Here is a 9,678-nt window from a genome sequence, read left to right as displayed (position 1 = left end):
CTACCTCCCGTTCTTCTTCGATGGCCGAGTAATCATGGATATTAAACGCACGATCCTGATCGTCGCCCTGGCAATCGTGTCCTACGTTATGGTTCTGAAATGGAACCAGGACTATGGTCAGGCTGCCCTGCCGACTCAGAATGTTGCTACCAATCAGGCTGCCCCGGCTATTCCGGATACGCCACTTGGTAACAATGCTGCCGCCAGTGCCGATGTACCCAGCGCGAATGCCGATACCAGCACCCCTACCGCAACTCCGGTAGTGGCCAACAAAGATCTCATCCACGTCAAAACGGATGTGCTCGAACTGGCTATCGACCCTCAAGGTGGTGATATCGCCCAGCTGATGCTGCCGCTGTATCCACGTCGCCAGGACCACCCGGAAATTCCGTTCCAGCTGTTTGATAACGGCGGCGAACGTACTTATCTGGCCCAAAGCGGCCTGACCGGTACCAACGGTCCGGATGCTCGTCCTACCGGTCGTCCGGTTTACTCGACCGAACAGAAGACTTATCAACTGGCTGATGGCCAGAACCAGCTCAACATTGACCTGAAATTCAGCGATGCTGGCGTCAATTACATCAAGCGCTTCAGCTTTACTCGCGGTCTGTACGATCTGAAAGTCACTTATCTGATCGACAACACCAGCGACAAGGCCTGGACTGGCAACTTGTTTGCCCAGCTCAAGCGCGATGCAAGTGCCGATCCTTCTTCCACGACAGCCACCGGTACTGCGACTTACCTGGGCGCTGCCCTGTGGACAAGTGCAGAGCCGTACAAAAAAGTGTCGATGAAAGATATCGACAAGGCTTCGCTGAAAGAAACCGTTAACGGTGGCTGGGTCGCCTGGCTGCAACACTACTTCGTGACTGCCTGGATTCCAGCCAAGAACGACAGCAACGTGGTGCAGACTCGCAAAGATAGCCAAGGCAACTACATCATCGGTTTCACTGGCCCGGTATTGTCCGTTGCGCCAGGTGCCAAGGCTGAAACCAGCGCTACTCTGTACGCAGGTCCAAAAAGCCAGGCAATACTGAAAGAGTTGTCCCCAGGTCTGGAACTGACAGTCGACTACGGCATTCTGTGGTTCATTGCCCAGCCGATCTTCTGGCTGCTGCAACATATCCACGCGATCGTCGGTAACTGGGGCTGGTCGATCATCTTCCTGACCATGCTAATCAAAGGGATTTTCTTCCCGCTGTCGGCCGCCAGCTACAAATCCATGGCGCGCATGCGTGCAGTGGCACCGAAATTGGCCGCGCTGAAAGAGCAACATGGCGACGACCGGCAGAAAATGTCGCAATCCATGATGGAGCTGTACAAGAAAGAGAAGATCAATCCGCTGGGTGGTTGCTTGCCAATCCTCGTGCAGATGCCGGTATTCCTTTCGCTGTACTGGGTACTCCTGGAAAGCGTGGAAATGCGCCAGGCGCCGTTCATGCTGTGGATTACCGACCTGTCGATCAAGGATCCGTTCTTCATTCTGCCGATCATCATGGGCGCAACCATGTTCATCCAGCAGCAGTTGAACCCGACTCCTCCGGATCCGATGCAGGCCAAGGTGATGAAGCTGATGCCTATCATCTTCACCTTCTTCTTCCTGTGGTTCCCGGCGGGTCTGGTGCTGTACTGGGTTGTGAACAACTGCCTGTCCATCACCCAACAGTGGTACATCACTCGTAAGATTGAAGCGGCTACCAAAAAAGCCGCCGCATAACTTACTCTGTGGATAACCACTCAAAACGCCCCCTAGTGGGGCGTTTTGCTATCTGCCATTTTTATCTGGATATCGAGTCATGAGCGCTCCTCGTGAAACCATCGCCGCCGTCGCCACCGCTCAAGGCCGTGGCGGTGTCGGTATCGTCCGTATTTCCGGACCGCTGGCAAACGTGGCGGCCAAAGCCATCAGCGGTCGCGAGCTGAAACCGCGGTTTGCCCATTACGGCCCGTTTCTCAGTGAAAACGAAGAGGTGCTGGACGAAGGCATCGCCCTGTATTTCCCTGGGCCGAACTCATTCACCGGCGAAGATGTGCTGGAACTCCAGGGCCACGGCGGCCCGATCGTTCTGGATATGTTGCTGCAACGCTGCCTGCAATTGGGTTGCCGTCTGGCACGGCCGGGGGAATTCAGCGAACGCGCGTTCCTCAACGATAAACTCGACCTGGCCCAGGCCGAAGCCATCGCCGACTTGATCGAAGCCAGTTCTGCGCAGGCTGCACGTAACGCTTTGCGCTCGTTGCAGGGCGCGTTTTCACAGCGTGTGCATAACCTCACCGAGCAACTGATTGCGTTGCGGATCTATGTTGAGGCGGCAATCGACTTCCCTGAAGAAGAAATCGACTTCCTTGCCGATGGTCACGTACTGAAGATGCTCGACGCGGTGCGCGATGAGTTATCCACCGTGTTGCGTGAAGCTGGGCAGGGCGCGTTACTGCGTGACGGCATGACCGTGGTGATCGCCGGTCGTCCTAATGCTGGAAAATCCAGTCTGCTCAACGCATTGGCCGGCCGTGAAGCGGCCATTGTTACCGAGATTGCCGGCACTACCCGGGACATCCTGCGCGAACATATCCACATCGACGGTATGCCACTGCATGTGGTCGACACGGCTGGGTTGCGCGATACCGATGACCAGGTCGAGAAAATCGGCGTGGAACGGGCATTGAAGGCCATCAGCGAGGCGGATCGGGTGTTGCTGGTGGTCGATGCCACCGCCCCTGAAGCACTCGATCCTTTTGCCTTGTGGCCTGAATTCCTCGAACAGCGGCCAGATCCGGCCAAAGTGACCTTGATCCGCAACAAGGCTGACCTCACTGGCGAGGCGATTGCGCTGGAAGTCAGTGAAGATGGCCACGTGACCATCAGCCTGAGCGCCAGGTCTGCAGGCGAAGGCCTGGAACTGCTGCGTGACCATCTCAAGGCCTGCATGGGCTATGAGCAGACCTCGGAAAGCAGCTTCAGCGCCCGCCGGCGTCACCTGGAAGCCCTGCGCCATGCCAGTGCCTCACTCGAACATGGCCGCGCGCAGCTGACCTTGGCCGGTGCTGGAGAACTGCTGGCTGAAGATTTGCGCCAGGCACAGCAGTCCCTGGGTGAAATTACCGGCGAATTCAGCTCCGACGACCTGTTGGGCAGGATCTTTTCCAGTTTCTGTATCGGTAAATAGCTTCACCTCCTCCCTTTGTAGGAGCCGAGCTTGCTCGCGAGACGGAGTGTCTGACACACCGTGTTGCTTAAATCGCAGGCAAGCCAGCTCCCACAAGTCCGTGTAACTCCCAAATTTTTCGCATTGCCGAGCGGCATCGACCGCTTCGGTGGTTTTCCCGTGGACGGAATTTGCCCCATTCTGCGCTTTTCTGTGGATTAAGCCCTGTGAATAACTGCCACTGAGCACAGTTGATAACAGGGCCTAAAAACTGAGGAAAACCGCATCTGTGGATAACAACCCCTTTCATCCACAGGCTTACACCGGTTATCCAAGGGCCTCAATGGCACATGACCACAGGATTTCAAACCTCTGTACATATTGAAAATAAAGGGCTGTATAGATCTATCCACAGAAATGATGCTCTATAGAAATAAACATAAAAACAAAGATTTAATAAATTTCTTTCTTTTTAATTTCTATTGTTCATGACTTACCCACAACTGGTTAAATTTTGTGCAAAGGGTTCTTTAGGAAGGGCGAAGTCCCTATACTTGTCGACCAGGTCCGAAAACCTGAGCTCAAACTATTTCTGATTACCTAACTGAAGCAGGCACGAGGTGCGTGGTGGATTTCCCTTCCCGTTTTGAAGTGATCGTCATCGGCGGCGGTCATGCCGGTACCGAGGCAGCACTTGCATCAGCACGCATGGGGGCAAAAACCCTGTTGCTGACGCATAACGTGGAAACCCTCGGAGCAATGAGCTGCAACCCCGCGATTGGCGGGATCGGCAAGAGCCATCTGGTCAAGGAAATCGATGCCCTTGGCGGCGCGATGGCCATGGCTACCGATAAAGGTGGTATTCAGTTTCGCGTCTTGAACAGCCGCAAAGGCCCTGCCGTGCGCGCTACTCGCGCCCAGGCCGACCGCGTTCTGTACAAGGCCGCTGTGCGCGAGATTCTCGAGAACCAGCCGAACCTGTGGATATTTCAACAGGCGGCCGACGACCTGATCGTCGAACAGGAACAAGTGCGTGGTGTTGTCACCCAAATGGGCCTGCGTTTCTTCGCGGACTCCGTGGTGTTGACCACTGGCACCTTCCTCGGTGGACTTATCCACATCGGTATGCAGAACTATTCCGGCGGTCGTGCCGGCGATCCACCGTCGATCGCCCTGGCCCATCGTCTGCGTGAACTGCCTTTGCGCGTGGGTCGCCTGAAAACCGGTACGCCACCGCGTATCGATGGCCGTTCTGTGGATTTCTCGGTCATGACCGAGCAACCCGGCGATACGCCGATTCCGGTGATGTCGTTCATGGGTTCCAAAGAACAGCATCCTGCGCAAGTCAGCTGCTGGATTACCCACACCAACGCCCGTACTCACGAGATCATCGCTTCGAACCTCGACCGTTCGCCAATGTATTCCGGCGTGATCGAAGGCATCGGCCCACGCTATTGCCCGTCGATCGAAGACAAGATCCACCGCTTTGCCGACAAGGAAAGCCATCAGGTATTCATCGAGCCGGAAGGTTTGACCACCCACGAGCTGTACCCGAACGGGATATCCACATCCTTGCCGTTCGACGTGCAATTGCAGATCGTGCAGTCGATTCGCGGCATGGAAAACGCGCATATCGTTCGCCCGGGCTACGCCATTGAGTACGACTACTTCGATCCGCGTGACCTGAAGTACAGCCTGGAAACCAAAGTCATTGGCGGTCTGTTCTTCGCCGGACAAATCAACGGCACCACCGGTTACGAAGAAGCCGGCGCCCAAGGTTTGCTAGCCGGGGCCAACGCAGCATTGCGTGCCCAGGGCAAAGACAGCTGGTGCCCGCGTCGCGACGAGGCGTACATCGGTGTATTGGTCGACGACCTGATTACCCTGGGTACTCAGGAACCGTATCGGATGTTCACGTCCCGCGCCGAATACCGTTTGATCCTGCGCGAAGACAACGCCGACCTGCGTTTGACCGAAAAAGGTCGCGAACTGGGGCTGGTGGATGATGTGCGCTGGGCGGCTTTCTGCAAAAAACGCGAAAGCATCGAAGTGGAAGAGCAACGCCTGAAAAGCACTTGGGTTCGCCCCGGTACGGAACAGGGCGATGCGATCGCCGAAAAATTCGGCACACCACTGACTCACGAATACAACTTGCTGAACCTGCTGACCCGTCCGGAAATCGACTACGCTGGTCTGATCTCGGTGACAGGCGCCGGTGCAGAAGATCCACAGGTCGCCGAACAGGTCGAAATCAAGGCCAAATACGCCGGTTACATCGATCGCCAGCAAGATGAAATCGCTCGCCTGCGGGCCAGTGAAGACACCAAATTGCCTGTGGATATCGATTACACAAACATCTCCGGTCTCTCCAAAGAGATCCAGAGCAAGCTCGGCGCGACCCGTCCAGAGACCCTGGGCCAGGCATCGCGGATCCCGGGCGTGACCCCGGCAGCGATTTCGCTGTTGATGATTCATTTGAAAAAACGCGGCGCGGGCCGCCAGTTGGAGCAAAGCGCTTGAGCTCAAAGGTCACCTTGCAACACGCCGAAGAGTTATCCACAGGTGCTCGCCAGCTTGGTGTCAACCTGACAGAAACCCAGCACGCGCAACTGCTGGATTATCTGGCCCTGTTGATCAAATGGAACAAGGCTTACAACCTCACCGCCGTGCGTGATCCGGACGAAATGGTTTCACGGCATCTGCTCGACAGCCTGAGCGTGATGTCCTTCATCGAAAACGGCCGCTGGCTGGATGTTGGCAGCGGCGGCGGCATGCCGGGTATTCCACTGGCAATCCTGTTTCCCGAGTCGCAAGTGACGTGCCTGGACAGCAACGGCAAGAAAACCCGCTTCCTGACTCAGGTCAAACTCGAACTCAAACTGGATAACCTGCAAGTTATCCACAGTCGCGTCGAAGCCTTCACGCCTGAACTGCCGTTCAACGGGATCATTTCCCGGGCGTTCAGCAGCATGGAGAACTTCAGCAACTGGACTCGCCACTTGGGCGATAGCGATACGCGTTGGCTGGCAATGAAGGGCATTCATCCCGCGGATGAGCTGGTAGCATTGCCGGCAGACTTCCACCTCGATAGCGAACATGCCCTGGCCGTACCCGGTTGCCAAGGCCAACGCCATCTGCTGATACTGCGCCGCACGGCATGATTGGGAACACAAGCAAGAATGGCTAAGGTATTCGCGATAGCGAACCAAAAGGGTGGTGTGGGCAAGACCACCACCTGCATCAACCTCGCAGCATCCCTGGTCGCGACCAAGCGCCGGGTGTTGTTGATCGATCTTGATCCACAGGGCAACGCCACCATGGGTAGCGGTGTGGATAAACACGGTCTGGAAAACTCGGTCTACGACCTGTTGATCGGCGAATGCGATCTGGCTCAGGCCATGCACTTTTCCGAACATGGTGGTTACCAGTTGTTGCCGGCCAACCGCGATTTGACTGCGGCTGAAGTCGTTCTGCTGGAAATGCAGATGAAGGAAAGCCGTCTGCGCAGCGCTTTGGCGCCGATCCGTGAGAATTACGATTACATTTTGATCGACTGCCCACCGTCGCTGTCGATGCTCACGCTCAATGCTCTGGTCGCATCCGACGGGGTAATTATCCCCATGCAGTGCGAGTACTTCGCGCTCGAAGGGTTGAGCGACCTTGTGGATAACATCAAGCGCATCGCTGAACTGCTGAACCCGAACCTGAAAATCGAGGGCTTGCTGCGGACCATGTATGACCCGCGCTTGAGCCTGATGAATGATGTGTCGGCGCAGCTCAAGGAACATTTCGGTGAGCAACTGTATGACACCGTGATTCCGCGCAACATCCGTCTGGCCGAAGCTCCAAGTTATGGCATGCCGGCGTTGGCCTATGACAAACAATCCCGTGGCGCACTGGCCTATCTGGCCCTGGCGGGCGAGATGGTTCGCCGTCAACGCAAAAATTCACGCATTGCCGCTGCTCAGGCAACTTAAGGAATCCCCATGGCCGTCAAGAAACGAGGTCTCGGACGTGGACTGGATGCACTGCTGAGTGGTCCGACTGTCAGCTTGCTGGAAGAACAAGCGGTGCAGGCCGATCAGCGTGAGCTGCAACACCTGCCGCTGGACCTGATCCAGCGCGGCAAGTACCAGCCGCGTCGCGACATGGACCCACAGGCGCTGGAAGAACTGGCGCAGTCGATCAGGGCTCAAGGCGTGATGCAGCCGATCGTGGTTCGCCCGATCGGTGCTGGCCGTTTTGAAATCATCGCCGGCGAACGCCGCTGGCGCGCGAGCCAGCAGGCTGGCCAGGAAACCATCCCGGCGATGGTGCGCGATGTGCCGGATGAAACCGCGATCGCCATGGCGCTGATCGAGAACATCCAGCGTGAAGACCTCAATCCGATCGAGGAAGCGGTAGCTTTGCAGCGTTTGCAGCAGGAATTCCAGCTGACTCAGCAGCAAGTCGCCGAAGCTGTGGGTAAATCCCGTGTGACCGTCGCAAACTTGTTGCGCCTGATTGCGTTGCCGGAAGTCATCAAGACCATGCTGTCCCACGGCGACCTGGAAATGGGTCATGCCCGTGCTTTGCTCGGTTTGCCGGAAAATCAACAGGTTGAGGGGGCGCGACATGTTGTCGCACGTGGTCTCACCGTGCGCCAGACTGAAGCACTGGTTCGCCAGTGGTTGAGTGGCAAACCTGCGCCTGTCGAACCCTCCAAACCTGACCCGGATATCGCTCGTCTCGAACAGCGCCTGGCAGAGCGCCTAGGCTCTGCGGTGCAGATCCGCCACGGTAAGAAGGGTAAAGGGCAGCTGGTGATTGGTTACAACTCTCTCGATGAGCTTCAAGGCGTCCTGGCACATATCCGCTGAAACATTTCCTCATGTAGCGCGGAGTTCGAAATCACTACCTGACAGTTGAATAGGGGCTGAACCGCCCCTATACTCTGCGCGCATTTTGTCGGCACAAATTATGCCAAGTTATTGAATTCTGGCAGCCGGCCTTTGAGGAGCAAAAGTGATGGAAACCCGCACGCCAAACCGCTTGCCGTTCCATCGCCTGGCGGTTTTTCCCGTGTTATTGGCGCAATTTGTCGTTTTGCTGCTTGGCGCTTTGGCGCTCTGGCAATGGCATGGAGTCGTAGCCGGATACTCAGGACTCTGCGGAGGCCTGATAGCCTTGCTTCCCAATGTTTATTTCGCTCACAGGGCATTTCGGTTTTCCGGCGCCCGAGCAGCTCAAGCCATCGTCCGGTCTTTTTATGCTGGCGAGGCGGGCAAACTGATTTTGACGGCAGTGCTCTTTGCATTGACGTTTGCAGGTGTGAAGCCATTGGCGCCGCTAGCTGTATTCGGCGTCTTCGTGCTGACCCAACTGGTCAGCTGGTTCGCACCCCTGCTTATGAAAACAAGACTTTCGAGACCTTAGGGCGTTTGAGGCAACCATGGCAGCAGAATCCGCTTCGGGCTATATCCAGCACCACTTGCAGAACCTGACCTTCGGTCAGTTACCTACCGGCGGCTGGGGTTTTGCCCACACCGCAGCAGAAGCCAAGGCAATGGGCTTCTGGGCATTCCACGTCGATACCCTCGGCTGGTCTGTTGCGTTGGGTCTGATCTTCGTTCTTCTTTTCCGCATGGCGGCGAAGAAGGCGACTTCTGGCGTACCAGGTGCTTTGCAGAACTTCGTCGAAGTGATGGTTGAATTCGTCGATAGCGCCGTGAAGGACAGCTTCCACGGCCGTAGCCCGGTAGTTGCTCCACTGGCGCTGACGGTTTTCGTCTGGGTGTTCATGATGAACGCCATCGACCTGGTACCGGTCGACTGGATCCCGCAACTGGCCGCGGCCATTTCCGGCAACCACGAGATCCCGTTCCGTGCCGTATCGACCACCGACCCGAACGCTACGCTGGCCATGGCCTTCTCGGTGTTCGCTCTGATCATTTTCTACAGCATCAAGATCAAGGGCATCGGCGGCTTTATCGGCGAACTGACCCTGCACCCGTTCGGCAGCAAGAACATTTTCCTTCAAGCCCTGCTGATTCCGGTGAACTTCCTGCTGGAGTTCGTGACGCTGATTGCCAAGCCAATTTCGCTGGCACTGCGTCTGTTCGGCAACATGTATGCCGGCGAGCTGGTGTTCATCCTGATTGCCGTGATGTTCGGCAGCGGCCTGCTCTGGCTCAGCGGTCTGGCTGTGGTGTTGCAATGGGCGTGGGCTGTATTCCACATCCTGATCATCACCCTGCAAGCGTTCATCTTCATGATTCTGACCATCATCTACCTGTCGATGGCGCACGAAGAGAACCATTAAGACCTGCTTCGGCTAGTCTGATGTCCCTCTCGTCTCGGCGAGAGGGGGCCCGTACCGGGCTCGATGAAACGATTTGTTTTACCGCTTTAATCTAAAAAACCTAAACCATACGACGTAAAAGTCGGGAGGAAAGATGGAAACTGTAGTTGGTCTAACCGCTATCGCTGTTGCACTGTTGATCGGCCTGGGCGCACTGGGTACCGCAATTGGTTAGACCAACTACAGTTTCCA

Annotated in this window: 8 protein-coding genes and 1 pseudogene; all 9 read left to right on the top strand. The window is 56.3% G+C overall.

Going from position 1 to position 9,678, the window contains the following annotated elements; genetic code table 11:
- The first annotated feature begins 34 nt into the window (after positions 1-34).
- Positions 35-1,717 (top strand): membrane protein insertase YidC, encoded by a 1,683-nt coding sequence (gene yidC / locus ACIPIN_RS26945; protein ID WP_401124196.1) that lies wholly within the window; start codon positions 35-37, stop codon positions 1,715-1,717.
- Between the two features lie 79 nt (positions 1,718-1,796).
- On the top strand, positions 1,797-3,167 hold the full coding sequence (gene mnmE / locus ACIPIN_RS26940) for a tRNA uridine-5-carboxymethylaminomethyl(34) synthesis GTPase MnmE (protein ID WP_401124165.1): 1,371 nt from the start codon (positions 1,797-1,799) through the stop codon (positions 3,165-3,167).
- A gap of 606 nt (positions 3,168-3,773) precedes the next feature.
- The gene (mnmG, locus tag ACIPIN_RS26935) at positions 3,774-5,666 is read left to right on the top strand and encodes a tRNA uridine-5-carboxymethylaminomethyl(34) synthesis enzyme MnmG (protein ID WP_401124163.1); all 1,893 of its coding nucleotides are present in this window, start codon (positions 3,774-3,776) and stop codon (positions 5,664-5,666) included.
- Positions 5,663-6,307 carry a 16S rRNA (guanine(527)-N(7))-methyltransferase RsmG gene (gene rsmG / locus ACIPIN_RS26930; RefSeq protein ID WP_401124161.1) on the top strand — a complete coding sequence of 215 codons (645 nt, stop codon included), beginning with the start codon at positions 5,663-5,665 and terminating at the stop codon, positions 6,305-6,307. The genes mnmG and rsmG overlap by 4 nt, the downstream gene beginning before the upstream one ends.
- Before the next feature lie 18 nt (positions 6,308-6,325).
- The gene (locus ACIPIN_RS26925) at positions 6,326-7,123 is read left to right on the top strand and encodes a ParA family protein (RefSeq protein WP_019694399.1); all 798 of its coding nucleotides are present in this window, start codon (positions 6,326-6,328) and stop codon (positions 7,121-7,123) included.
- Positions 7,124-7,132: 9 nt separating this feature from the next.
- Positions 7,133-8,005 (top strand): ParB/RepB/Spo0J family partition protein, encoded by an 873-nt coding sequence (locus tag ACIPIN_RS26920; protein WP_401124160.1) that lies wholly within the window; start codon positions 7,133-7,135, stop codon positions 8,003-8,005.
- Between the two features lie 148 nt (positions 8,006-8,153).
- Positions 8,154-8,561 carry a F0F1 ATP synthase subunit I gene (locus ACIPIN_RS26915; RefSeq protein WP_401124158.1) on the top strand — a complete coding sequence of 136 codons (408 nt, stop codon included), beginning with the start codon at positions 8,154-8,156 and terminating at the stop codon, positions 8,559-8,561.
- Positions 8,562-8,577: 16 nt separating this feature from the next.
- Positions 8,578-9,447, top strand: coding sequence for a F0F1 ATP synthase subunit A (gene atpB, locus ACIPIN_RS26910; protein ID WP_401124156.1), 870 nt, complete (start codon positions 8,578-8,580; stop codon positions 9,445-9,447).
- Positions 9,448-9,580: 133 nt separating this feature from the next.
- A pseudogene (locus tag ACIPIN_RS26905) lies at positions 9,581-9,658 on the top strand (F0F1 ATP synthase subunit C); the annotation flags it as partial.
- Positions 9,659-9,678 lie beyond the last annotated feature (20 nt).

This window comes from Pseudomonas sp. NPDC087697 (assembly GCF_044743155.1).
Lineage (GTDB): Bacteria > Pseudomonadota > Gammaproteobacteria > Pseudomonadales > Pseudomonadaceae > Aquipseudomonas.
Note: the sequence above shows the minus strand (reverse complement) of the source record. Positions and strands in the feature narration are given on the sequence as shown.